The 23772-nt window shown below is 72.2% G+C and carries 22 protein-coding genes and 1 tRNA gene; 19 read left to right on the forward strand and 4 right to left on the reverse strand.

Features of this window, described 5'->3' with window-relative positions; translation table 11 throughout:
- The first annotated feature begins 37 nt into the window (after positions 1-37).
- The 8 genes from ACZ4EG_RS00390 (at position 38) to ACZ4EG_RS00425 (ending at position 9394) form a co-directional block, all read left to right on the forward strand.
- A complete protein-coding gene (locus ACZ4EG_RS00390) occupies positions 38-610 on the forward strand; it encodes a YqgE/AlgH family protein (protein WP_453557345.1) in 573 nt (190 codons plus the stop codon).
- Positions 611-639: 29 nt separating this feature from the next.
- Positions 640-921: a DUF3039 domain-containing protein gene (locus ACZ4EG_RS00395; protein WP_263209290.1), complete on the forward strand. Its 282-nt coding sequence runs from the start codon at positions 640-642 to the stop codon at positions 919-921.
- A 227-nt stretch (positions 922-1148) separates the two neighbouring features.
- A complete protein-coding gene (locus ACZ4EG_RS00400) occupies positions 1149-2804 on the forward strand; it encodes a beta-N-acetylhexosaminidase (RefSeq protein ID WP_467789000.1) in 1656 nt (551 codons plus the stop codon).
- Positions 2805-3026: 222 nt separating this feature from the next.
- Positions 3027-3920: an FAD binding domain-containing protein gene (locus ACZ4EG_RS00405; RefSeq protein WP_453557176.1), complete on the forward strand. Its 894-nt coding sequence runs from the start codon at positions 3027-3029 to the stop codon at positions 3918-3920.
- A complete protein-coding gene (locus ACZ4EG_RS00410; RefSeq protein WP_467789001.1) occupies positions 3917-5665 on the forward strand; it encodes a (2Fe-2S)-binding protein in 1749 nt (582 codons plus the stop codon). Before ACZ4EG_RS00405 ends, ACZ4EG_RS00410 begins: the two co-directional genes overlap by 4 nt.
- Positions 5662-7971, forward strand: a complete 2310-nt coding sequence (locus ACZ4EG_RS00415; protein ID WP_467789002.1) for a xanthine dehydrogenase family protein molybdopterin-binding subunit — start codon at positions 5662-5664, stop codon at positions 7969-7971. The genes ACZ4EG_RS00410 and ACZ4EG_RS00415 overlap by 4 nt, the downstream gene beginning before the upstream one ends.
- Complete coding sequence (locus ACZ4EG_RS00420; protein ID WP_467789003.1) at positions 7968-8093, forward strand: hypothetical protein; 126 nt, start codon at positions 7968-7970, stop codon at positions 8091-8093. Before ACZ4EG_RS00415 ends, ACZ4EG_RS00420 begins: the two co-directional genes overlap by 4 nt.
- A 140-nt stretch (positions 8094-8233) precedes the next feature.
- Complete coding sequence (locus ACZ4EG_RS00425) at positions 8234-9394, forward strand: SUKH-4 family immunity protein (RefSeq protein ID WP_467789004.1); 1161 nt, start codon at positions 8234-8236, stop codon at positions 9392-9394.
- Here the strand turns inward: ACZ4EG_RS00425 and ACZ4EG_RS00430 are convergent.
- Positions 9349-9750, reverse strand: coding sequence for a MerR family transcriptional regulator (locus ACZ4EG_RS00430; protein ID WP_467789005.1), 402 nt, complete (start codon positions 9748-9750; stop codon positions 9349-9351). The genes ACZ4EG_RS00425 and ACZ4EG_RS00430 overlap by 46 nt on opposite strands.
- A gap of 88 nt (positions 9751-9838) precedes the next feature.
- Here ACZ4EG_RS00430 and ACZ4EG_RS00435 point away from each other — a divergent pair, with 88 nt between their 5' ends.
- Positions 9839-10339 carry a hypothetical protein gene (locus ACZ4EG_RS00435; RefSeq protein ID WP_467789006.1) on the forward strand — a complete coding sequence of 167 codons (501 nt, stop codon included), beginning with the start codon at positions 9839-9841 and terminating at the stop codon, positions 10337-10339.
- Here ACZ4EG_RS00435 and ACZ4EG_RS00440 read toward each other — a convergent pair.
- Positions 10311-10408 (reverse strand) — tRNA-OTHER (locus tag ACZ4EG_RS00440). The genes ACZ4EG_RS00435 and ACZ4EG_RS00440 overlap by 29 nt on opposite strands.
- A gap of 173 nt (positions 10409-10581) precedes the next feature.
- Between ACZ4EG_RS00440 and ACZ4EG_RS00445 the strand changes: the two genes are divergently transcribed.
- The 7 genes from ACZ4EG_RS00445 to dapE all read left to right on the forward strand — a co-directional run bounded on the left by ACZ4EG_RS00445 (position 10582) and on the right by dapE (position 18404).
- Complete coding sequence (locus tag ACZ4EG_RS00445) at positions 10582-12039, forward strand: MFS transporter (protein ID WP_467789007.1); 1458 nt, start codon at positions 10582-10584, stop codon at positions 12037-12039.
- Positions 12040-12218: 179 nt separating this feature from the next.
- The gene (locus ACZ4EG_RS00450) at positions 12219-12425 is read left to right on the forward strand and encodes a hypothetical protein (protein ID WP_467789008.1); all 207 of its coding nucleotides are present in this window, start codon (positions 12219-12221) and stop codon (positions 12423-12425) included.
- Entirely contained in the window at positions 12422-12796 is a 375-nt protein-coding gene (locus tag ACZ4EG_RS00455; protein WP_467789009.1) for a type II toxin-antitoxin system death-on-curing family toxin, read from the forward strand. The genes ACZ4EG_RS00450 and ACZ4EG_RS00455 overlap by 4 nt, the downstream gene beginning before the upstream one ends.
- Positions 12797-12912: 116 nt before the next feature.
- Entirely contained in the window at positions 12913-14706 is a 1794-nt protein-coding gene (locus ACZ4EG_RS00460) for a DEAD/DEAH box helicase (protein WP_453557195.1), read from the forward strand.
- 375 nt (positions 14707-15081) lie between these two features.
- Entirely contained in the window at positions 15082-15723 is a 642-nt protein-coding gene (locus ACZ4EG_RS00465) for an IclR family transcriptional regulator (RefSeq protein WP_316754028.1), read from the forward strand.
- A gap of 147 nt (positions 15724-15870) precedes the next feature.
- A complete protein-coding gene (locus ACZ4EG_RS00470; RefSeq protein ID WP_467789010.1) occupies positions 15871-17352 on the forward strand; it encodes an amino acid permease in 1482 nt (493 codons plus the stop codon).
- Complete coding sequence (dapE, locus tag ACZ4EG_RS00475; protein ID WP_453557199.1) at positions 17349-18404, forward strand: succinyl-diaminopimelate desuccinylase; 1056 nt, start codon at positions 17349-17351, stop codon at positions 18402-18404. The genes ACZ4EG_RS00470 and dapE overlap by 4 nt, the downstream gene beginning before the upstream one ends.
- Here the strand turns inward: dapE and ACZ4EG_RS00480 are convergent.
- A complete protein-coding gene (locus ACZ4EG_RS00480; RefSeq protein ID WP_467789011.1) occupies positions 18385-19929 on the reverse strand; it encodes a PucR family transcriptional regulator in 1545 nt (514 codons plus the stop codon). The genes dapE and ACZ4EG_RS00480 overlap by 20 nt on opposite strands.
- Before the next feature lie 160 nt (positions 19930-20089).
- Here ACZ4EG_RS00480 and ACZ4EG_RS00485 point away from each other — a divergent pair, with 160 nt between their 5' ends.
- The 3 genes from ACZ4EG_RS00485 to ACZ4EG_RS00495 are packed head-to-tail and all read left to right on the forward strand — an operon-like array spanning position 20090 to position 22829.
- Positions 20090-20851, forward strand: a complete 762-nt coding sequence (locus tag ACZ4EG_RS00485) for a chorismate synthase (protein ID WP_467789012.1) — start codon at positions 20090-20092, stop codon at positions 20849-20851.
- Complete coding sequence (menC, locus tag ACZ4EG_RS00490) at positions 20848-21984, forward strand: o-succinylbenzoate synthase (RefSeq protein ID WP_467789013.1); 1137 nt, start codon at positions 20848-20850, stop codon at positions 21982-21984. The genes ACZ4EG_RS00485 and menC overlap by 4 nt, the downstream gene beginning before the upstream one ends.
- 53 nt (positions 21985-22037) lie before the next feature.
- Positions 22038-22829 carry a S16 family serine protease gene (locus ACZ4EG_RS00495; protein ID WP_467789014.1) on the forward strand — a complete coding sequence of 264 codons (792 nt, stop codon included), beginning with the start codon at positions 22038-22040 and terminating at the stop codon, positions 22827-22829.
- 4 nt (positions 22830-22833) lie between these two features.
- On the opposite strand, the gene ACZ4EG_RS00500 is transcribed toward ACZ4EG_RS00495, so the two are convergent.
- Positions 22834-23715, reverse strand: a complete 882-nt coding sequence (locus tag ACZ4EG_RS00500) for a glycine betaine ABC transporter substrate-binding protein (protein ID WP_467789451.1) — start codon at positions 23713-23715, stop codon at positions 22834-22836.
- Positions 23716-23772 lie beyond the last annotated feature (57 nt).

Raw genomic sequence — 23772 nt, forward strand, 5'->3', positions numbered from 1 at the left:
TCCCCACACGAAGGGAAGATGCGGGATCATGTCTGGCATGACCGAGGTGTCCTCGCTCACAGGGCGGCTGCTCGTGGCCACGCCCGCCCTGGCGGACCCGAACTTCGACCGTGCGGTGGTGCTCCTTCTCGACCACGACGAGGAGGGCTCCCTCGGTGTCGTCCTCAATCGTCCGACCCCGGTGGACGTGGGCGACATCCTGGAGGGCTGGGCGGAGCTGGCCGGTGAGCCCGGTGTCGTCTTCCAGGGCGGTCCGGTGTCGCTGGACTCCGCGCTCGGTGTCGCGGTCATCCCCGGCGGCGCGTCCGGCGACCGGGCCCCGCTCGGCTGGCGCCGGGTGCACGGTGCGATCGGGCTGGTGGACCTGGAGGCCCCGCCGGAGCTGCTTGCCTCGGCTCTCGGCTCGCTGCGGATCTTCGCCGGGTACGCCGGCTGGGGGCCGGGACAGCTGGAGGACGAGCTGGTGGAGGGCGCCTGGTACGTCGTGGAATCGGAACCGGGCGACGTCTCGTCCCCGGCCCCGGAGCGACTGTGGCGCGAGGTGCTGCGCCGCCAGCGGAACGAGCTGGCGATGGTGGCGACGTATCCGGACGACCCGTCGCTCAACTGATACGTGCGAGCTTCAGTATTCTTGGCGATATGAGCACTCTCGAGCCCGAGCGCGGGACTGGTACGGGGACCCTCGTAGAGCCGACGCCGCAGGTGTCCCACGGCGACGGCGACCACGAGCGCTTCGCCCACTACGTCCAGAAGGACAAGATCATGGCGAGCGCTCTCGACGGCACGCCCGTCGTGGCGCTGTGCGGCAAGGTGTGGGTGCCGGGCCGCGACCCGAAGAAGTACCCGGTGTGTCCCATGTGCAAGGAGATCTACGACTCCATGGGCAGCGCCGGCGACGAAGGCAAGGGCGGCGACAAGTAGCACGCCGACCCGGTCCGGCACGGCGCGCCGACGCGCACAGACCGCACCACGGGCCGAAGCATGGCCGCGGTGCCCCTGCGGGGGCCGCGGCCAGTGCTGTACGCGGGGGACATACGAGCCCGAGCGAGGAAGCACACGGTCGGCGGAATTTGGTTCTGGCTTCCTTTCGTGGGTGAGGTGGGAAACTCGGACAGTCCTGAGATCGTCACCTCGGCGCTCGCCAGAACATGTTTACTGGCGTGGTGGATCTGATTCCCGAGCCCCGTCATGTGACTGCCTACGGCGCCAACTGGTTCGCGTTGGGCCCCGGAACCGGACTGGCGGCCGGTGAGGGTGCGGAGCGGACGGAGCGCTGGCTGCGGGCGACGTTGGGGGCGGCTACCGGGCTGCCGCTCGCATCGAAGGAGTCGAGTGGGGACGATGTCATTCGGTTGTCCATCCATCCGCTGGTCACCAAGGATCTCGGCGCCGAGGGCTACCGTCTCGCCGTCATGCCGACCGGCGTGCATCTGGTCGGCGGCGGTCCTGCCGGGCTTTTCTGGGGCGCCCAGACGCTGCGTCAACTGCTCGGCCCCGGCGCATTCCGGCGAGCCCCGATTTCCGGCCCCTGGCGGCTGCCGCTGATCCATGTCCAGGACTCGCCCCGATTCCGCTGGCGTGGACTGATGCTCGACGTCGCCCGGCACTTCATGCCCAAGGAAGGCGTCCTTCGGTACCTCGACCTGATGGCCGCGCACAAACTGAACGTCTTCCACTTCCATCTGACGGACGACCAGGGCTGGCGCGTCGAGATCAAGCGGTACCCGAAGCTGACCGAGACCGGATCCTGGCGGGCGCGCACGAAATTCGGACACCGGGCCTCGCCGCTCTGGGAGGAGAAGCCGCACGGGGGTCACTACACCCAGGACGACATCCGGGAGATCGTCGCCTACGCCGCCGAGCGGCATATCACCGTCGTCCCCGAAATCGACGTACCGGGCCACTCACAGGCGGCCATCGCCGCGTATCCGGAACTCGGCAACACCGACGTCATCGACACCACCGCCCTCTCCGTCTGGGACAACTGGGGGATCTCTCCGAACGTACTCGCCCCCACTGACAACACGCTGCGCTTCTACGAGGGGGTCTTCGAGGAACTCCTCGGTCTCTTCCCCGCGGATGCCGCCGAGTTCTCGGCGTTCTTTCACATAGGCGGTGACGAATGCCTCAAGGACCAGTGGAAGCAGTCGCCCACGGCACAGTCCCGCATCAAGGAACTCGGTCTCGCCGACGAGGACGAACTGCAGTCATGGTTCATCGGCCACTTCGCCAAGTGGCTTTCCGCGCGCGGGCGCAGACTCATCGGCTGGGACGAGATCCTGGAAGGCGGGCTTCCGGACGGCGCGGCCGTGTCGTCCTGGCGCGGCTACGAGGGCGGGGTCGCCGCCGCGCGGGCCGGGCACGACGTCGTGATGTGCCCCGAGCAGCAGGTCTACCTGGACCACCGGCAGGCGGCCGGCGCGGACGAGCCCGTACCGATCGGGTACGTGCGCACCCTGGAGGACGTCTACCGGTTCGAGCCGGTTCCGCCGGAACTGGACGAACAGCAAAGAGGCCGGATCCTGGGGGCCCAGGCCAACGTGTGGACCGAGGTGATGGAGGACCACGCACGCGTGGACTACCAGACGTTTCCCCGCCTCGCCGCCTTCGCCGAGGTGGCCTGGAGCCGTCTGCCCGCCCCCGGGGAACGGGACTTCGCCGCCTTCGAACACCGGATGGCCGTGCACTATCCGCGACTTGACGCCCTCGGTGTCGCCTACCGCCCGCCCGCCGGGCCCCGGCCCTGGCAGCGGCGCCCCGGTGTGCCCGGCCGTCCCGTCGACGGGACGCCTCCGAACAAGTGATGGAAAAAGGCCCCAAGTGTCACCGAAGAGTGTCAATCGGCCCTCGGTGGCGATGGGGTATGAAAACGGACCATCTACCCGATGAAGTGGGCGAACGGCTCCTAGCGGACCCCCGCGCTCGAGTGTTGCGATGATGTGCCAGAGTTGCCACGTCCGCCCTGTGAGCACGTACCGTACGGCCACACAGGTGGGACCAGGGGGCAGCGGGAAGGGGCAGCCGGTTTGACCACGCACGCACCGCAGGCGGCGCAGGCCGTCACGCTGCCCACGACTCTGGACGAGGCCGTGGCAGCGCTTTGCGCCATGCCCGCGGCCGTTCCCGTGGCGGGCGGCACCGACCTCATGGCGGCCGTGAACTCCGGCCAGCTCAGGCCCGCCGCCCTGGTGGGCCTCGGCCGGATCAGCGAGATCCGCGGCTGGCAGTACCAGGACGGCCACGCGCTGCTCGGCGCGGGCCTCACGCACGCGCGCATGGGCCGCCCCGACTTCGCCGCCCTGATCCCCGCGCTCGCCGCCGCCGCGCGCGCCGCGGGCCCGCCGCACATCCGCAACGCGGGCACCCTGGGCGGCAACATCGCCTCGGCCGCGCCCACCGGGGACGCGCTTCCGGTCCTCGCCGCCCTGGAGGCGGCGCTGATCGTCGCGGGCCCGGGCGGGTCCCGGCGGGAGATCCCGGTGTCGCACCTGCTGGCGGGCATGGAGATGCTGCGCGCCGGTGAGCTCATCGGCTACGTGCGCGTGCCGCTGCTGCACGCCCCGCAGGTCTTCCTGAAGGCGACCGGACGGACCGGACCGGGCCGTGCGACCGCCTCCGTGGCCCTGGTCCTCGACCCCGCCCGGCGCGGGGTGCGATGCGCCGTCGGGGCCATAGCGCCGATGCCGCTCCGGCCCCTGGACGCCGAGCAGTGGGTCTCCCGGCTCATCGACTGGGACAACGACCGCGCGATCGTCCCCGACGCGCTCAACGCCTTCGGGGAGTACGTCGCCGCGGCCTGCATCCCCGACCCGGCCCCGGAGGAGGACGGCTCCGTACCACCGCTTCCGCCCGCCGTACTGCACCTGCGGCGCACCGTTGCCGCACTGGCCCGACGAGCACTGGGGAGGGCGCTGTCGTGACCGACGACCAGCACGGAGAGGGCGCGTCCCGGGGCCGTAGCCGCTGGGACCCGCTGCCCCAGGGCGACTACGACGACGGCGCCACCGCCTTCGTGAAACTCCCCGAAGGGGGCATCGAAGCCCTCCTGGCCGGCGACACTCCGCTCGCCGCGCCCGGTCACGGCTACGTACCGCCGCAGATAGCGGTGGCCCCCGGCCCGGACGCCGTGACCGACCCGGGGGCGACGGGCACCTGGTCCATCCCGGCCGACGGCGCGCAGTGGCCCGACCCGAACGCCATGCCCCAGGAGGCGGGCGGGGACGACCGGTTCACGTACAACCCCATGTCCACGCAGCAGTGGACCTTCGACGATCCCGCCGCGCCCGGCGCGCCTGCCGCGTCCGGTCCCGGTCACGACGTGACCGGCCGGTGGTCCATCCCCGTCGCCGGTGGTGATCTTCCGGACGAATCGGGCGAGTTCACCACGTCCTCCCTGGTCGAGCAGTGGGGCGGCACCCCGCCGGCCACCCTCCCCGGCGGCGCGCCCGCGCCCTGGGCGACGGAGGGCGCCGGGCAGCCCTGGGGGCAGCAGACGGCGGGCCCGCAGGCGGGTGAGACCCGGGCGGGCACCGGACACGCCGTCGTGGAGCACCCGGACCGCGCACCCGACGGCGGCTACCCGGGCGCTCCGGGCCGGTCCGTCCCGGAAGGCGGCGCGACCGGCGTCGGATACCCCGAGCCGCCGACCGACCACGACACCGGAACCCGGGCCGGACACGACGCCGACAGCCCGGCGGCACCCGGCGAAAAACCCGACGCCCACCACGCGTCCCGGCCCGCGCCCGCGTACGCCGCGCACGAGGCCGACGGGACGTCGGAGCCGGCCGAGGACGCCGAACCGGCCGAGGGGATCGGGGCCGAGGACGCCCACGGGGCCGAGGAGGCCCCTGAAGGGCCCACCGGCAGCCCCGCGGACCACGACGCCACCGCCGATGCCGAACCCGCCCCGGAAGCCCGGGAGACGGCCGCCACGGGCGACGACGACGCGGCCCCGCAGGACCGGGCGCCCGCGCACGACGACCACCCCCTCGCCTCCTTCGTCCTCCGCGTCAACGGCGTCGACCGCCCGGTCACCGACGCCTGGATCGGCGAGTCCCTGCTGTACGTCCTGCGGGAGCGGCTCGGCCTCGCGGGCGCCAAGGACGGCTGCTCGCAGGGCGAGTGCGGGGCGTGCAACGTCCAGGTGGACGGCCGACTCGTCGCCTCCTGTCTGGTGCCCGCGGTCACCGCGGCCGGCAGCGAGGTCCGCACGGTCGAGGGGCTCGCCGTCGACGGCCAGCCCTCCGACGTACAGCGCGCGCTCGCCAAGTGCGGTGCGGTGCAGTGCGGTTTCTGCGTGCCCGGCATGGCCATGACCGTGCACGACCTCCTTGCGGGCAACCCGGCGCCGACCGAGATGGAGGCGCGCCAGGCGCTGTGCGGCAACCTGTGCCGCTGCTCCGGCTACCGGGGCGTCCTGGACGCCGTCCAGGACGTCGTCGCCGAACGGGAGGCGCACGCCGCGGCGGAGGCCGAGACGGACGCGGACGAGGCACGTATTCCGCACCAGGCGGGCCCGGGTGCCGGCGGCGTCAACCCGTCGGCGTTCGAGGCGTCCGGACCGCCGGTCCCGCACGACCAGTCCTACGGGCACGACCAGTCCTACGGGCACGACCAGTCCTACGGACAGGACCAGTCCTACGGACAGGACGGAGGCCAGGCGTGAGCAACGAAGCCGCCACCGCGGCCGGCGCCGCGGAGGCCGCCCCCGCCCCCGAGCCATTGCCGCACGGCCTCGGTGCCTCCCTGCTCCCGGCCGACGCCCGCGCCAAGACCGAGGGCACCTTCCCGTACGCGGCCGACCTGTGGGCCGAGGGCCTGCTGTGGGCGGCCGTACTGCGCTCCCCGCACCCGCACGCGCGCATCCTGTCCATCGACACCACCCACGCGCGCGAGATGCCCGGCGTACGGGCCGTCGTCACCCACGAGGACGTGCCCGGCACCCCCCGGTACGGCCGGGGCACGCCCGACCGCCCGGTGTTCGCCTCCGAGGTCGTACGCCACCACGGCGAGCCCATCGCGGCCGTCGCCGCCGACCACCCCGACACCGCGCGGATGGCAGCGGCGGCCGTCATCGTCGAGTACGAAGTACTCGATCCGGTGACCGACCCGGAGCAGGCCTTCGAGGCCGAGCCGCTGCACCCCGACGGCAATCTGATCCGGCACATCCCGCTGCGCCACGGCGACCCCGACGCGGCCGGCGAGATCGTCGTCGAGGGCCTGTACCGCATCGGCCGCCAGGACCCCGCCCCCATCGGCGCCGAGGCCGGCCTCGCCGTGCCCCGCCCGGACGGCGGCGTCGAGCTCTATCTGGCCTCCACCGACCCGCACACCGACCGCAACACCGCCGCCGCGGTCTACGGCCTGACCCCCGACCGAGTGAAGATCGTCGTCACCGGTGTCCCCGGCGCCACCGCCGACCGCGAGGACCAGGGCTTCCAGCTCCCGCTCGGCCTGCTGGCGCTGAAGACCGGCTGCCCGGTGAAGCTGACGGCGACCCGGGAGGAATCCTTCCTCGGCCACGTCCACCGGCACCCCACCCTCCTGCGCTACCGCCACCACGCCGACGCCGAGGGCAATCTGGTCAAGGTCGAGGCGCAGATCCTGCTCGACGCGGGCGCGTACGCCGACACCTCCTCGGAGGCCCTGGCCGCCGCGGTCTCCTTCGCCTGCGGCCCGTACGTCGTCCCGAATGCCTTCATCGAGGGCTGGGCCGTCCGTACCAACAACCCGCCCTCCGGCCATCTGCGCGGCGAGGGCGCCATGCAGGTGTGCGCCGCCTACGAGGCACAGATGGACAAGCTCGCCAAGAAGCTCGGCCTGGACCCGGCGGAGCTGCGCCTGCGCAACGTGCTCGCCACCGGGGACGTACTCCCGATCGGCCAGACGGTGACCTGCCCGGCCCCCGTGGCCGAACTCCTCCAGGCGGTACGGGACTTCCCGCTTCCGCCGCTGCCCAAGGACACCCCCGAGGACGAGTGGCTGCTGCCCGGCGGCCCCGAGGGCGCGGGCGAGCCGGGCGCGGTGCGCCGGGGTGTCGGCTACGGCCTGGGCATGGTGCACATGCTCGGCGCGGAGGGCGCCGACGAGGTCTCCACGGCGACGGTGAAGGTCCACGACGGTGTCGCGACCGTGCTGTGCGCGGCCGTGGAAACGGGCCAGGGCTTCACCACGCTGGCCCGCCAGATCGTCCAGGAGACCCTGGGCATCGACGAGGTGCACGTCGCGCCCGTCGACACCGACCAGCCCCCGGCCGGCGCGGGCTGCCGGGGCCGGCACACCTGGGTCTCGGGCGGCGCGGTGGAACGGGCGGCCAAGATGGTCCGCACCCAGCTGCTCCAGCCCCTGGCGCACAAGTTCGGCATGTCCACCGAGCTGCTGCAGATCACCGACGGCAAGATCACGTCGTACGACGGTGTGCTGTCGACCACCGTCACCGAGGCGATGGACGGCAAGGAACTGTGGGCAACCGCACAGTGCCGCCCGCACCCCACCGAGCCGCTGAACGCCGAGGGCCAGGGCGATGCCTTCGTCGGCCTCGCCTTCTGCGCGATCCGCGCTGTGGTGGACGTCGACATCGAACTCGGCTCGGTACGGGTCGTGGAGCTGGCCGTCGCCCAGGACGTGGGCCGGGTCCTCAATCCGGTGCAGCTCGCTGCCCGTATCGAGGCGGGCGTCACCCAGGGCGTCGGCATCGCCCTCACCGAGAACCTGCGCACCGCGCGCGGCCTGGTCCGCCATCCCGACCTCACCGGATACGCCCTGTCCACCGCCCTGGACGTGCCGGACATCCGGATCGTCAAGCTGGTCGAGGAGCGGGACGTGGTCGCCCCCTTCGGGGCGAAGGCCGTCAGCGCGGTGCCGGTGGTGACCTCACCGGCGGCGATCGCCTCCGCCGTACGTGCCGCGACCGGCCGCCCCGTGAACCGCCTCCCGATCCGCCCGCAGGCCGCGGTGGTGACGGGCCAGTGAGCGGGCCCGAGGACGAGCCGCGCTACGAACCGCCGCCCAGCATCGGCAAGTTGCTGATCTGGATCCTGCTGTTCGTGTTCGCGGCGGTGCTCGTCGTGCTGGGCGGCGTGTACTTCACCTGAGGGTGGAACGGGCCGGGGGCGTCCTACGTCCTTTATCCGCGGGCCGTTGTCAGTGGTGCGGCGTAGTGTTCTGGGCAGTGGGGGCTGTCGGGCGGACACACCGCCGTACGACGCTGTACTACAAAAATCGCGGGGGAGCGATGAGCACGACCGACGCCGGTGTCGCGGCGATCACCTTGACCGAGCACGAGCTCGGTCCCTACGTCACGCACGTCCCGACGCGCGGCCTGCTGACCGGTCCCGGACTGCCGTGCGACGGCGACCTGTTGACGTTCGCATCGCTGCGCACGGCCGGTCTGCGCACGCTCGCCGACGCCACGGACGGCCCGGCCCGGCTGGCGGAGGAACTGCGGGACCGGCTGGTGATAGGGGAACTGCTCGGCCCGGCGGGCATGGAGACGGAGTCGATCCTGCTCGACGGCGGCACCGGCGAGATCACCACCACGTACCTCGTCGACCCGTCGGACAGCCGCCCGCTCGCGCCCTCCCTGACGACGCTGCTGCGGTTCGCCGCGGTCACCGAGGAACTGGCCGGTCTGCGCGGCCGGTTCGCCTCCTTCGCGGGCCACTACGGCACCAAGACGGCGACCGAGGCGTCCCGCCGGCTCCTCGCCCTCTTCGAGGAGGACACCGACGGTGATGTCCCGCCGTACTGGAAGGCGGCCGCGCTGATCCGCCCCCTGGCGCTCGCGGCGGGCCCCGGCAAGGACTCCGCCCTCACCCTGGACGTCCCCACGCGTCTTCTGGACCAGGAGTTCGGCCACGGCCGCGTGGCCCGCTTCGAGGAGGTCGACTTCCCCGCCACGCTCACCCACGAGCCGACCCGCCGCTTCCTGCGCGAGACGGGCCTGCCCGAGGCCGCGGTCCTCTTCCACCTCGACACGGACGTGCCGTTGCCGACGCTGACGGAGTACTACACGGACGAACGCGCCGACGAGTACTTGCTCGACGAACTCCCCGCGCACTCCGACCACTTGATACGCCTCGGCTACCTGGTCGAGGACAACAGCCTTGTGGTGGACGGCACGACGGGCGCGGTGCTGAACTTCAGCGAGCCCGAGGCGACCCTCTACCCGCTCAACACGGACGTCTCCACCCTCGCCTTCACCCTCTGGCTGCTGCACCGCGAGCGGGCGATCGACGCGGACCTGGGCGGCGAACTGACCACCGACGTCTACGACCAGCTGGCCGCGACGATGATCCAGGTGCTGTCGGCGGTCGACCCGACGGGCACGGCGTCCGACGCCGACTGGCACTACTGGACGGAACTGTTCCAGGACGAGGCGGGCGGCGTCCTCTGACCGTCGGCCGCCCGCAGGGGGCAGCCGGTGCCGACTCGTATGTCCAGTTCGGCGCGCAGGGCGGCGAGTTCGGCCATCCGCGCGTCGATGACCCGGATCTTCTCCTCCAACAGCGCAGACAGCGCTTCGGCGGAGTCCGGGGCGTCACGCAACTCCTCGCCGTGCCGGGCGATCTCGGCCAGGGAGAAGCCGAGGGTCTGGGCGGTACGGACGTAGTACAGCCAGGGCACCGTCTCCGGCGGGAAGTCACGGTAGCCGTTGGCCAGCCGCCGCCCCGTAACAAGGCCGATCTTCTCGTAGAAGCGAATGGTGTCCCTGGTCATACCGGCCTGTGCGGCCAGTTCCCCGATACGCACGACCCTCCCCCGGATCCTTGACTCGACGGGCTGGTGGGCTTGTTGGGCTTGACCTTGGACAGTACTCCACTGTTTAGCGTCGGTCATCGTGAACCGAAACCGAAACCGAAACCGAAACCGAAATCGGCACCGACACCGACTCCCCTCCCCGTCCCACCCCGCCTATCTGCGCCTCGTACGCGCGAGCGCCTGGTACGACCTCGTCATCACGGCGGGGTTCGCGACACCGTGGACCTACGCCCTGCTGCACGACGCGCTGTCCTCGCTGGGCGAGGCCACGGGCCTGGGCACCCTGCCCGCCCTCGACCCGATGCAGACCCTGTACGCCAACCTGCTGGGCTCGGTGGTGGTCGTCTGGGCCCTCCTGCGGATCACCAGCCCCCTCCCACTGCACGGCCTCCTGGACGGCCTGGCCCGCACCCTGTTCGCCCTGTGGCAGTCCTACGCCGCGACCCACGGCGGCGTCGACCTCCTGTGGATCTTCTTCACCGCGGAAACGGCATTCGGCGCCGCCCAACTGGCGCCCTGGCTGTGGGCACGCCGCACGACACGGAATTCAGAGGCCGTGGCGGGATTCGAACCCACGTAACTCCCCGCGGGCGGAGCTCGCTGATGGATGCAGTGCAGGCGAGCCCCTGATCCACTCGGGCACACGGCCGTGTGCGTGGGATGAACGTAGGGCGGGGTCCGTGGGCGGTTCAAGGGAAGCGTGGGGGCTGCAATGGGACTGCCATGTGGCGTTCATGAACGAGGGGTCCAGGACCAAGGTCCGAGGTCGGGGGCGGCTCGCGACAGGGGCAAAGCGGGGCTGTGCGGCTTACCCTGGCGACCATGACCGCCCTTGAGCCGCGCGACGCCGAAGTCGCCGAGGAACCCGCCGACAGAGCCGACGAGAGTGTGCTGGGGCGGTCGTACCGTGCGCTCAGTATCGGGATCGTGTCCGTCGTCCTGCTGATCGCCTTCGAGGCGACCGCCGTGGGGACGGCGATGCCGGTCGCGGCGCGGGAACTGGACGGGCTGGCGTTGTACGCGTTCGCCTTCTCCGGGTACTTCACCACCAGTCTGTTCGGGATGGTGCTCTCGGGGCAGTGGTCGGACCGGCGGGGCCCGCTGGGGCCGCTGACCACAGGCATCGCGGCCTTCGCCGCCGGACTGGTCGTGGCCGGGACCGCCGGTGCGATGTGGCTGTTCATCCTGGGGCGCGCCGTGCAGGGGCTCGGCGGCGGCCTGGTGATCGTCGCGCTGTACGTCGTCGTGGGGCGTGCCTATCCGGAGCGGCTGCGCCCCGCGATCCTGGCGGCGTTCGCCGCAGGGTGGGTCGTGCCGTCCATCGTCGGGCCGCTCGCGGCCGGGGCCGTGACCGAGCATCTCGGGTGGCGGTGGGTGTTCATCGGGATACCGGTGCTTGTCGTGTTCCCGCTGGCGCTCGCCACGCCGCAGATACGGCAGCGGGCCGGAGGGCCGGTCGACGCGGGCGCGGCGGAAGCCGTTGGTCCCTCGTTCGACCGGCGGCGCATCCGGCTCGCCCTCGGGATCTCGCTCGGCGCCGGGCTGCTCCAGTACGCCGCGCAGGATCTGCGGTGGCTCTCCGTGCTCCCCGCGCTCGCGGGTGCCGCCCTCCTCGTGCCGGCCGTGCTCGGGCTCCTGCCGCGCGGTACCTACCGGGCCGCGCGCGGGCTGCCGTCCGTCGTGCTGCTGCGCGGGGTGGCCGCGGGGTCCTTCATCGCCGCGGAGTCGTTCGTGCCGCTGATGCTGGTGACCCAACGGGGGCTGTCGCCGACCCTGGCCGGGTTCTCGCTCGCGGCGGGCGGGGTGACCTGGGCGCTCGGGTCGTGGGTGCAGTCGCGGCCGCGGGTGGAGCCGTACCGGGAGCGGCTGATGACCGTGGGGATGGTGCTGGTCGCGGCCGCGATCGCCGCTGCGCCCAGTGTGCTGATCCACACCGTGCCCGTGTGGATCCTCGCCGTCGCCTGGGCCTTCGGCTGCTTCGGCATGGGGCTGGTGATCGCCTCCGCCGGGGTGCTCCTGCTGCACCTCTCCGCCCCGGAGGAGGCCGGCGCCAACTCCGCCGCCCTGCAGATCTCCGACGCCCTCTCCAATGTCGTCCTCCTCGCGGTGGCCGGCGCGGCGTTCGCGACCCTGGGCGGCGGCAGCGCGGCACACGCCACGGCCACGGCGGCGGGCGACGGCTCCGGGTCGCATCCGGCAGCCTTCGCCGCCGTGTTCCTGCCCATGGCCGGGGTGGCCCTGATCGGGGCGTGGGTGACCACACGGCTGCGGGAGCGGTGAGTGAGCCGTACGTGGCGGGCGCCCCGCAGGCGTACGTTGGCGGGCGCTCCGCAGCCGTACGTGGCGGGCGCCCCGGCAGCAGTCGTAAAGCGATCGCCCGGCAGTAGCCGTAAACCGATCGCCTGGCAGCAGTCGTAAACCGATCGCCCGGCCCCGACCTCCCGGCCTACCCTCCCCGCATGCACCGGCCCGAGCTGACCCTCCCCCTCGACCCCGTCACCCGGCAGGCCCTCGACGACCTCGCGGACGCCCAGGGGCGCACGCCGGAGGACGTCGCGCTGGACGCCGTACGCAGGCATCTCCATGACGAGGAGAACGCCGTGCGTGCCGTCGCCGAGCGGCTGGCCGGGGCGCACGCCGAGCTGTTGAGGAGGCTCGGCGAATGACCCGTCACCTCACCGTCGCCGAGGTCACCGCGCTCGCCGAGGTCGCCTTCGGGGGACGGGCGCCCGAGGCCCGGGAGCCGGGGCTGCTCGCCTCGGCCGTACACCGGCCCCGCGCCCGGATGTTCGGTACGGCGGCCTACCGCGACCGGTACGAACAGGCCGCCGCGCTGCTCCACGCCGTCGCCACCAACCACCCCCTCGTCGACGGCAACAAGCGCACCGCCTGGCTGGCCGCGGCCACCTTCCTGGCCGTCAACGGCGTCGATCTCGACGGCGTGGACCAGGACGCGGCGTACGAGCTGGTCATCGACGTTGCCTCCGGCGAGGAGAGCGATGTCGCGGTGATCGCGCGGCGGTTGCGTGCCCTGTGACGTGGATCCCACCCACGGGGGACCGGGCCTCGTCCGGGCGTTGACACCGAGGGGCCGCCGGTAGGGTGGCCCGGTTGTCATACGTAGCCGACCCGCCCAACCTTCCCACGGAGACCGTGACTACCACCGCCGCTTCCCACTCCCACCACCTCTCCCCGGCCTTCCCGGGCCGCGCTCCCTGGGGCACCGCCAGCAAGCTGCGTGCCTGGCAGCAGGGGGCGATGGAGAGGTACGTCCAGGAGCAGCCGCGCGACTTCCTCGCGGTCGCGACCCCCGGCGCGGGCAAGACGACCTTCGCCCTCACCCTCGCCTCCTGGCTGCTGCACCACCACGTCGTGCAGCAGGTGACCGTGGTCGCGCCGACCGAGCACCTGAAGAAGCAGTGGGCGGAGGCGGCCGCGCGGATCGGGATCAAGCTCGACCCCGAGTACAGCGCCGGACCGCTCGGCAAGGACTACGACGGGGTCGCGGTCACCTACGCCGGTGTCGGCGTGCGCCCGATGCTGCACCGCAACCGGGTCGAGCAGCGCAAGACCCTCGTGATCCTCGACGAGATCCACCACGCCGGTGACTCCAAGTCCTGGGGCGAGGCCTGTCTGGAGGCCTTCGAGCCGGCCACGCGACGGCTCGCGCTCACCGGTACGCCCTTCCGGTCCGACACCAACCCCATCCCCTTCGTGACGTACGAGGAGGGGACGGACGGGATCCGGCGGTCCGCCGCCGACTACACCTACGGCTACGGCAACGCGCTCGCCGACCATGTCGTCCGGCCGGTGATCTTCCTCTCCTACAGCGGCAACATGCGCTGGCGGACCAAGGCCGGTGACGAGATCGCCGCCCGGCTCGGCGAGCCCATGACCAAGGACGCCGTCAGCCAGGCCTGGCGCACCGCCCTCGACCCGCGCGGCGAGTGGATGCCCAGCGTGCTGCGCGCAGCCGACCAGCGGCTGACCGAGGTCAGAAAGGGCATCCCGGACGCGGGCGCCCTCGTCATCGCCTCCGACCAGGACTCGGCCCGCGCCTACGCCAAGCTGATCCGCGAGATCACGGGCTCGAAGGCCACGCTGGTCCTCTCCGACGACACCGGCGCCTCGAAGCGGATCGACGAGTTCAGCGAGAGCGACGACCGCTGGATGGTCGCCGTCCGCATGGTGTCCGAGGGCGTCGACGTGCCCCGGCTCGCCGTCGGGGTCTATGCCACCACCATCTCCACACCGCTCTTCTTCGCGCAGGCGGTCGGCCGTTTCGTACGGTCCCGGCGGCGCGGCGAGACCGCCTCCGTCTTCCTGCCGACCATCCCCGACCTGCTCACCTTCGCCAACGAGATGGAGGTGGAGCGGGACCACGCCCTCGACAAGCCGAAGAAGGAGGGCGAGGAGGACCCGTACGCCGAGTCCGAGAAGGAGATGGAGGAGGCGAACAAGGAGCAGGACGAGGACACCGGCGAGCAGGACATGCTCCCCTTCGAGGCCCTCGAATCCGATGCCGTCTTCGACCGGGTGCTCTACGACGGCGCCGAGTTCGGCATGCAGGCTCACCCGGGGAGCGAGGAGGAGCAGGACTATCTCGGCATTCCGGGGCTCCTCGAACCCGACCAGGTGCAGCTGCTGCTCCAGAAGCGGCAGGCCCGGCAGATCGCGCACAGCCGCAAGAAGCCCGACTCCGACGCCGACCTGCTCGAACTGCCCGCCGAGCGGCGGCCGGTGGTCAGCCACAAGGAGATGATGGAGCTGCGCAAGCAGCTCAACACGATGGTGAGCGCCTACGTCCACCAGAGCGGCAAGCCGCACGGGGTGATCCACACCGAGCTGCGCCGGGTGTGCGGGGGGCCGCCGAGCGCCGAGGCGACGGCCGGGCAGCTGAGGCAGCGGATCGCCAAGGTGCAGGAGTGGGCCACCCGCATGCGGTGACGCTCCGCTGGGTTCAGCGATTCTTCCCACGTACTCGCCCGTCTCGGCGGGTCAAGAGGTGATCGTGACGGGGCTTCGCCCCGAACCCCTGCCGCGCGGAGCCGTGTGCGTATCCGGACGAATGTAGGCAGGCCGGATCTGGTCTTGCCCGGATTCTGGACGGAGGCTTCCGCTCAGCGAACCGGCTTCGCTAATGTCCCGCTACGCACACGCCCCGTGGCAGCGCCGCCGCGGAGCGCAGCCGTGAAGCGACTTGGCCCGGAGCCTCCGGGCCGCCATGCCGATCGGCGGCCTCTGAAGCGCGTCGCCGACGGGACTCTGCGACGCATCCGCCGCGAAGGGGTTGCCGACCTCACCACTTAAGGAGTGGGCGTCGTGACCGCGGAGACCTCTCAGACGCTCGACCGGGGACTGCGCGTCCTCAAGCTGCTGGCCGACACGGACCACGGGCTGACCGTCACCGAGCTTTCCAACAAACTGGGCGTGAACCGGACCGTCGTGTACCGGTTGCTGGCCACGCTCGAACAGCATGCGCTGGTACGGCGCGATCTGGGCGGGCGAGCCCGGGTCGGGCTGGGAGTGCTGCGCCTGGGCCGGCAGGTGCATCCGCTGGTACGCGAGGCGGCACTGCCCGCCCTGCGAGCACTGGCCGAGGACATCGGGGCGACGGCCCATCTCACGCTCGTCGACGGCACGGAGGCATTGGCCGTCGCGGTGGTCGAACCGACGTGGACGGACTATCACGTCGCGTACCGCGCGGGCTTCAGGCATCCGCTGGACCGGGGAGCCGCGGGCCGGGCGATCCTCTCGGCACGGCAGTCGCCGCTGACGGAGCCCGGATACACCCTGACGCACGGTGAGCTGGAGGCGGGTGCCAGCGGGGCGGCGGCGCCCCTGCTCGGCGTCACGGGCGTGGAAGGCAGCGTCGGTGTCGTGATGCTGGCGGACTCCGTGCCCGAGCGGGTGGGGCCGCGGGTCGTGGACGCGGCCCGGGAGGTTGCCGAAGCGTTGCGCTAGTGGATCCTCCCGGCACGGCAAGCGTGAATTCTTTGGCCGATCCACAAATAGGCCCGCTCCACCTTTGGCCGATCCCCTCACCCCGGCTTCGTCGTCCCTCCGCATCATCAGGGGCCATAACAGCCCCACGGCGGAGGGAACGACACGGTGGAGACAGTCGGAACACGGCCCAGAGCCGGACAGGAAACGAGGCCGGCAGGCCGCCTCGCCCGGCGGCAGGCCGTCGGCTCGCTCGTCGGTGAGGCCGAGGGCAGCCCGCTCAGGCGGACCATGGGGGTCGCACAGCTCACGCTGCTGAGCGTGGGCGCGACCCTCGGCACGGGCATCTTCGTCGTGCTCGGGCAGGCCGTCCCCGAAGCGGGCCCGGCCATCGTCGTCTCCTTCGTGCTCGCCGGGGTGACCGCGCTCTTCTCGGCCCTCTCCTACGCCGAACTGGCCGGCATGATCCCGGGCTCGGGCTCGTCGTACAGCTACGCCTACGCCACCCTCGGGGAGTTCGTCGCCTGGGTGTGCGGCTGGTGTCTGATCCTGGAGTACGGGGTGTCCGTGGCCGCCGTGGCGGTGGGCTGGGGGCAGTACGTCAACGAACTGCTCGACCTCACCCTCGGCGTCACCCTGCCCGAGTCGCTCAGTGCCCCGCCCGGACTCGGCGGCACGCTCAACATCCCCGCCGCCCTCATCGTCGTCCTCGCCATGGTCGTGCTGCTGCGCGGCGCGAAGGAGAGCGCCGTCGCCAACACGATCATGGTCGCGGTGAAGATCGCCGCCCTGGTGATGTTCTGCGCGGTCGCCTTCACGGCGTTCCACGCCGGCAACTTCCAGCCCCTGTTCCCGCTCGGCGCCGCGGGCATGAGCGCCGGTGCCGCCTCCCTGTTCTTCTCCTACATCGGCTTCGACGCCGCCTCCACCGCGGGCGAGGAGGCCAAGAACCCGCAGCGGGACCTGCCGCGCGCCATCATCCTGTCCCTCGTCCTCGTCACCGCCCTGTACGTCCTCGTCGCCGTCGCCGCGCTCGGCGCCATGCCGTGGACGAAGTTCGAGGGCACCGAGGCCACACTGAGCCAGGTGCTGGTGCACGCCGTCGGCGGCGGGAACGTCTGGCCGGTCCTGCTCTCCATCGGTGCCGTCGTCGCCACCACCAGCGTCGTGCTGACCGTGCAGTACGGGCAGATCCGCATCCTGTTCGCCATGGCCCGGGACGGTCTCGTGCCACCGCTGTTCGCCAAGGTGCATCCGCGCACCGGAGTGCCGCGCGCCAACACGGTCATCGTCTCCGGCTTCATCGCGGTGCTCGCCGCGCTCGTCCCGCTCGGCAGCCTCGCCGACGCCACCAGCATCGGCACCCTCTTCGCCTTCATGCTGGTCAACCTGGCGGTCGTCATCCTGCGCCGGCGCAGCCCCGGGGCCTCCCGCTCCTTCCGCGTCCCCTTCTCCCCGGTCACGCCCCTGCTCGGCGTCGGCTTCTGCGCCTACATGCTGTTCAGCCTCGGCGCCGACACCTGGATCGCCTTCGGGGTGTGGATGGCGGTGGGCCTCGTCGTCTACGGCTGCTACGGCATCCGGCACTCCAAGCTCAACCAGCTCAACCAGCTCGACCATCTCAACCAGTCCCCGCATGACCTCGCATGACCTCCCTGGATCTCACCGCCGACGTCGTCGACCTGACCCGGGCCCTCGTCGACCTCCCCTCCGAGAGCGGCGAGGAAGCCGCGATCGCGGACGCCGTGGAGGGGGCCCTGGCCGCCCTGCCCCACCTCACCGTGGAACGCGTCGGGAACTCGGTCGTCGCCCGCACCGGGCTCGGCCGCCCCCGACGGGCCGTGATCGCGGGGCACCTGGACACCGTCCCGGCCGCCGGCAACCTCCCCTCCCGGCTCGCCGACGACCGCGTCCACGGACTCGGCGCCTGCGACATGAAGGGCGGGGTGGCCGTGGCGCTGCGGCTCGCGGCCACCGTCCCGGACCCGGCGCTCGACCTCACCTACGTCTTCTACGAGTGCGAGGAGGTCGAGGGCGAGCGCAACGGGCTCGGCCGGATCGCCGCCGAACGGCCCGGCCTCCTGGAACAGGCCGACCTCGCGATCCTCATGGAGCCCTCCGACGCCGGGGTGGAGGCGGGCTGCCAGGGCATCCTCAGCGCCGACATCGTCGTACGGGGCGAACGCGCCCACACCGCCCGTGCCTGGAAGGGCGTCAACGCCGCACACAAGGCCGCCCGTGTCCTCCAGCGGCTCGACGACCACGTGCCGGAGCGCGTCGTCATCGACGGACTGGAGTACCGGGAGGGGCTCGGCGCGGTGGCCGTACGGGCCGGGGTCGCCGGGAACGTCGTGCCCGACGAGTGTGTCGTCACGGTCAACTCCCGCTTCGCACCGAGCCGTTCGGCCGAGGATGCGGAGGCGTACGTCCGCGGGCTGTTCCCCGGGTACGAGGTGCGGGTCACCGAGGTCGTGCCGGGGGCGCTGCCCAGCCTGGAGCAGGTCGGTGACCTCGTCGCCGTGCTCGGCGCCGAGCCCCGGCCCAAGCTCGGCTGGACCGACGTGGCCCGGTTCGCCGCGCTGGGCGTGCCCGCGCTCAACTACGGTCCCGGGGACCCGTCACTCGCGCACACGGCGGGGGAGTACGTCCCCGTGGCGCACCTGCGCGAGTGCGAGGACCGCCTCAGGAAGTGGCTCCTCTGAGGCCCGCGAGGACCCTCAACTGGAGCCACAGCACCAGCCGTTCGTCGGGATCGTCCAGGTCGATCCCGATGTGCTGCTGGGCCTGCTTCAGCCGGTAGCGGCAGGTGTTGGGGTGCACGGCGAGCAGCTTGGCGGCGCCCGCCATGTCGCAGCCCGCGTCGAACCAGCAGACCAGGGTGCGGGCATAGTCCGTGCCCTGCTCCGCGTCGTACGCCAGCACCCGCCGCCATGCGCCCGCGCTCAACTCCCGCCGCTCGCCCAGCAGTTCCCTCAGCCGCAGCAGGGTGATGCGCGGGCGCACCTCGTCCACCGTCGCGACCGGCAGCTCGGGGCCCAGCACCCGCAGCACCAGGTCCGCGTCCGCCCGCGAGTCGGCCGCCCCGCCGGCATCCGGCACCACCTCGCCCAGTGCCGCCCGCACCGGCACCCGCAGCGCCTGCCCGGCCCGCAGCACGATGTCCTCCGCCAACCTCTTGTGGCGGGCTCCGGGCGCCGGAAGCAGCGCGTACACCACCCCGTCGGCCAGCACGCACGCGTGCCGCCCGTAGCGCGCCTCGCACTGCAGGCGTACGACGTCCAGCAGACGCAGGGCGGTCCGCTCGGAGTCCGGCACGCTCGCCGCCGCGTCGAGGACGAACGCGGCCACCCGCACGGCGCCCTCCAGCCCCAGCCGGTGGCCGGCCGTCGACGCGTCGGCCGTGCCCTCCAGCAGCCGGCGCAGCAGATCGCTGTTCTGGTGGCGGGCCAGTTCCTGCGCGGCCCGGGCGCGCAGCAGGAGCAGCGCGGCCGTGGAGGCGCCCTGCGCGAGGGTCTCCTCGGCGTCGGGCGCGAGCATGCCGTCGTCGACCACCCACACCGAGCCGAGCGTCTCGCCGCCCGCCCGGACGGGCATCGCCAGCCGGGGCAGGTCCGCGTCCCGCAGCGCGGGCAGCCGCACCGGCCGGTCGGCCGCGAACAGCACCCGGTACTGCTCGGTGTTCTCCGAGCTGGGCGGCACCTGGAGGCCCAGGATGCCCTGCCGGCGGTCCTCGTCCACGACCTGGCCGGGGACGGTCGAGTAGGCCAGGATCCGCTGCCGGGTGTCCTCGATGGCGGTGGCCCCGCCGGCCGCCGCGGCGATCGCGTCGGCCAGCGCGAACAGATCGCCGAGCCCGCTGCCGGAAGCGGCGGGCCGGGCACCGATCGCGGACGCCAGCAGCAGATGGATGTGGTGCCAGGCCGCGTCCTCGTCGACCGACAGCAGCGCCACGCCCCGCGCCTCCGCCTCGCCGACCGGACCGTCCGCCCCCCGCACCACCACCCCGGTCATCCCCGCCTCGGCGGCCGCCCGCACCAGCGGCCCGGCCGCCGCCGCGCGCACCCCGACCGCGAGGAGCAGCGCGCCGGGCAACTGCGGGAGCGGGGCGTGGGCGTCGTACAGCACCGCCTCGGTGACCGGCACGGTCAGTCCGGCGGGGGCGGTGTGCAGGCGTACGGAGGGACCGCCGATGACGTCCAGGAGGTCGCCGAGCGTGCAGGCGTCCATGGGGTCCTCACCTTCCGGTACCGGCCGAGGGCGTCGGCCTCCGGCCGACAGGATTGGCCGACGGTACTGGCCGCAGTATTGGCCGATCTCCAAACGAACGTACGCATGTGTTGTCCACTCGCACAACACGCGCCGGTCCTCCGCCTCCGAGACTCTGACCATGACAGGAGTCACCATCCGTACCGTCCACGACGTCACCGGGCTTGCCGCCGTGAGCGCCTATTTCAGCGACGTCTGGCAGACACCCCGCAGCGCGCCCCCCTACCCGGCCGAGGTGCTGCACAGCCTCGTGCACGCGGGCGGCGCCGTGCATGCCGTCTACGACGGGGAGCGGCCGGCGGGGGCGTCCGTGGCCGTGTTCGGCCCGGGCCAGGAGACCTACTCGCTGGTGGCGGCCGCCGACCGGGGCCTGGGGTACGCGGTGAAGCAGGCCCAGCGCGCCTGGGCGCTGGACCTCGGCGCCCGCACCATGCGCTGGACCTTCGACCCGCTGGTGGGCCGCAACGCCCGCTTCAACCTGGCCAAGCTGGGCGCGGCCGGCACCGAGTACCTCGTCGACTTCTACGGCCCGATGGCGGACGGCGTGAACGACGGCGACGAGAGCGACCGGCTGACGGTGACCTGGAACCTGACGGCCCCGACCCCGTCGTACGACACGGCGGACGACCGCGAGGCGGCGCCGGCCACCCACACCGCCCCCGACGGCGACGCCCTCGCCCGCCGCGACCTCGCCGACCGGCAGGTGCACTGCCGGGTCCCGGACGACATCGTGAAACTGCGCACCGCCGACCCCGTGCTGGCGCTGCGCTGGCGGCACGCCGTGCGCGAGGTCTTCACCGAGGCCTTCGCCGAGGGATTCACGGCCACCGGAATGTCCCGCGACGGCTGGTACACGCTCACCCGGACGGAGGAAGCGGCATGAAGCTGGAGCGCGTAGAGATCGTCCACGTCGCGATCCCGCTCGTCACCCCCTTCCGCACCTCCTTCGGGACCATGACGACCAAGGACACCTTCCTGCTGCACGTCGTCACCGACGCGGCCGAGGGCTGGTCGGAGTTCGCCGCCGACCCCGAGCCGCTGTACTGCTCGGAGTTCACCGCCGGCGCCGAGATCGTGCTGCGCGACTTCCTGCTGCCGCGCGTCGCCGCACTCCCGCACCTCACCACGGCCGCGCTGGCCCCCGCGATGGCGAAGATCAAGGGGCACGAGCTGGCGAAGGCCGCGCTGGAGACGGCGGTCCTGGACGCGGAGCTGCGCGCGCACGGCATGCCGCTGGCGACCTACCTGGGCGCCGTACGCGACCGGGTCCCCGCCGGAGTCTCGGTCGGCATCAAGGACTCCCTGGCCGAGCTGCTGGACGACGTCGAGCGCTATCTCGCCGAGGGGTACGTCCGCATCAAGCTGAAGATAGAGCCCGGCTGGGACGTCGAGCCGGTACGGGCGGTGCGCGAGCGCTTCGGCACGGCACTGCCCCTCCAGGTCGACGCCAACACGGCGTACACCCTCGCCGACGCCGAGCATCTGCGCCGTCTCGACGACTTCGGGCTGCTGCTGATCGAGGAGCCGCTGGAGGAGAACAACCTGTACGCCCACGCGCGCCTCCAGCAGCGCATCAGCACCCCCGTCTGCCTGGACGAGTCCCTGCACAACGCCGCCGACACCGCCTCCGCGATCTCCCTGGACGCCTGCCGGGTCGTGAACGTCAAGCCCGCCCGGGTCGGCGGCTATCTGGAGGCCCGTCGCATCCACGACGTGGCCCACGCACACGGCGTGCCGGTGTGGTGCGGCGGCATGCTGGAGACGGGTATCGGCCGCGCCCCGAACCTGGCCCTGGCCGCCCTGCCCGGCTTCACCCTCCCCGGTGACACCTCGGCGTCCTCCCGCTACTTCGCCGAGGACATCACCGAGCCCTTCGTGCTCCAGGACGGCCATCTGCCCGTCCCGACCGCGCCGGGCATCGGCATCGCGCCGCTCCCCGAGGCCCTGCGCCGCTTCACCCGGGAGCGCCGGGACCTGTACCGGACCGGCCCGGGCCGACCCGCCGGCCCGTGCTGAACCGGCCGCCCCGTGCCGGTGGCCGGAAGTGCCCGCCACGTTAGATTGACCTCGTGCTCTCTCGTCTCACGCGCCTCCAGGCCGTCGCCGTCTGCGCCCTGCCCGTCGTGGCCCTGCTCGCCACGGCGGCGTTCGCGCCGCTGCCGTTCTCGGTGGCGCAGCCCGGGATGACGGCGAACGTGCTGGGCAAGAACCGGGGCACCGAGGTGATCACGATCTCCGGGGCGCCGACCAGGAACACCAACGGGCAGCTGCGGATGACGACCATCGAGGCGACCGGCCCGGACGCGGAGGTACCGCTCGGTGACGTGGTCGACAGCTGGTTCCGCACGGACCGGGCGGTGATGCCGCGCGACGCGGTCTACCCGACCGGCAACAGCGTCAAGGAGATCGAGCAGCACAACGCCGAGCAGATGCGGCAGTCCCAGGACGCGGCGACCCAGGCGGCGCTGAAGTACCTGAAGCTGAGCGACAAGGACGTCAAGGTCTCGCTGGAGCTGGCCGACGTCGGCGGGCCCAGCGCGGGGCTGCTGTTCTCGCTCGGGATCATCGACAAGCTGGACGGCAACGGCAGCGGCGGCGACCTCACGGGCGGCCGCACCGTCGCCGGCACCGGGACCATCGACACGAACGGCACCGTCGGCGCGGTCGGCGGCGTGGCCCTGAAGACACAGGCCGCGCGGCGGGACGGGGCGACCGTCTTCCTGGTGCCGAAGGAAGAGTGCCGCGAGGCGAAGTCGGAACTCCCGAAGGGGCTGCGACTGGTTCCGGTGACCACCCTGAAGGGGGCGGTGGACTCCCTGGTGGCACTGGAGAAGGGGCAGGGCTCGGTACCGAGCTGCTAGCCGCCTACTTCACGAACCCCTGCGCCTTCATCCAGTCCAGAGCCACCTGGTGCGGATCCTCCCCGTCGACGTCCACCTTCGCGTTGAGCGTCTGTGCCACGGCGTTGTCGAGTTTCGCCGTGACGGGGTCGAGTACGCCGGCGATGGCCGGCCACTCCTTCAGGGTGCGGGAGTTGAGCTCGGGGGCCGCGTTGTAGTTGGGGAAGAACTTCCGGTCGTCCGCCATCACCTCCAGGCCCATGGCACGGATCCGCCCGTCGGTCGTGTAGACCTCCCCGTAGGTGCAACTCCCCTTCGCCGTCTCGGTGTAGATGATCCCGGTGTCCATCTGTGTGATGTCCGACGCCGGGACCTTCATCCCGTACGCCTTCTGCATCCCCCGCAGCCCGTCCGCCCGGTTGGCGAACTCGCCCTCCACGCACAGCGTCACGGCCCCGGGACGCGACCTGGTCAGCGCGGCCACGTCCGACAGGGTGCGGGTGCCGTACCTCCTGGCGCCGGCCCGGTTCACGGCGAGGGCGTAGGTGTTGTCCAGCCGCGAGGGCGTGAGCCAGGTCAGCCCGTTGGCGAGGTCGGCGTCGCGCACCGCCTGCCACTGCTTGTGCGGGTCGGGGACCGGTTCGCTGTTGCCCTGGTACGTGATCCAGGCGGTGCCCGTGTAGTCGTACATGGCGTCCGCGTCCCCGCTCCTGACCGCCTCCCGCGCCCCGATCGAGCCCTGGACGCCGGTCCGGTCGAGGACATCCGCGCCCGCCGCCTGGAAGGCGATGCCCATCATCGCGCCGAGGATCAGGCTCTCCGTGTCCGCCTTCGACGTCACCGTGAGATGGGCACCCTCGAGCGGCCGCCCCTGCCCGATGGACCCCGGCCGGACGTCGTCGACCATCGGGGACCCACTGCTCAGCCCACACCCGGACACCGCCACCAGCACCCCGACCAGCAG

The sequence above is a fragment of the Streptomyces sp. NPDC025638 genome, assembly GCF_055558775.1.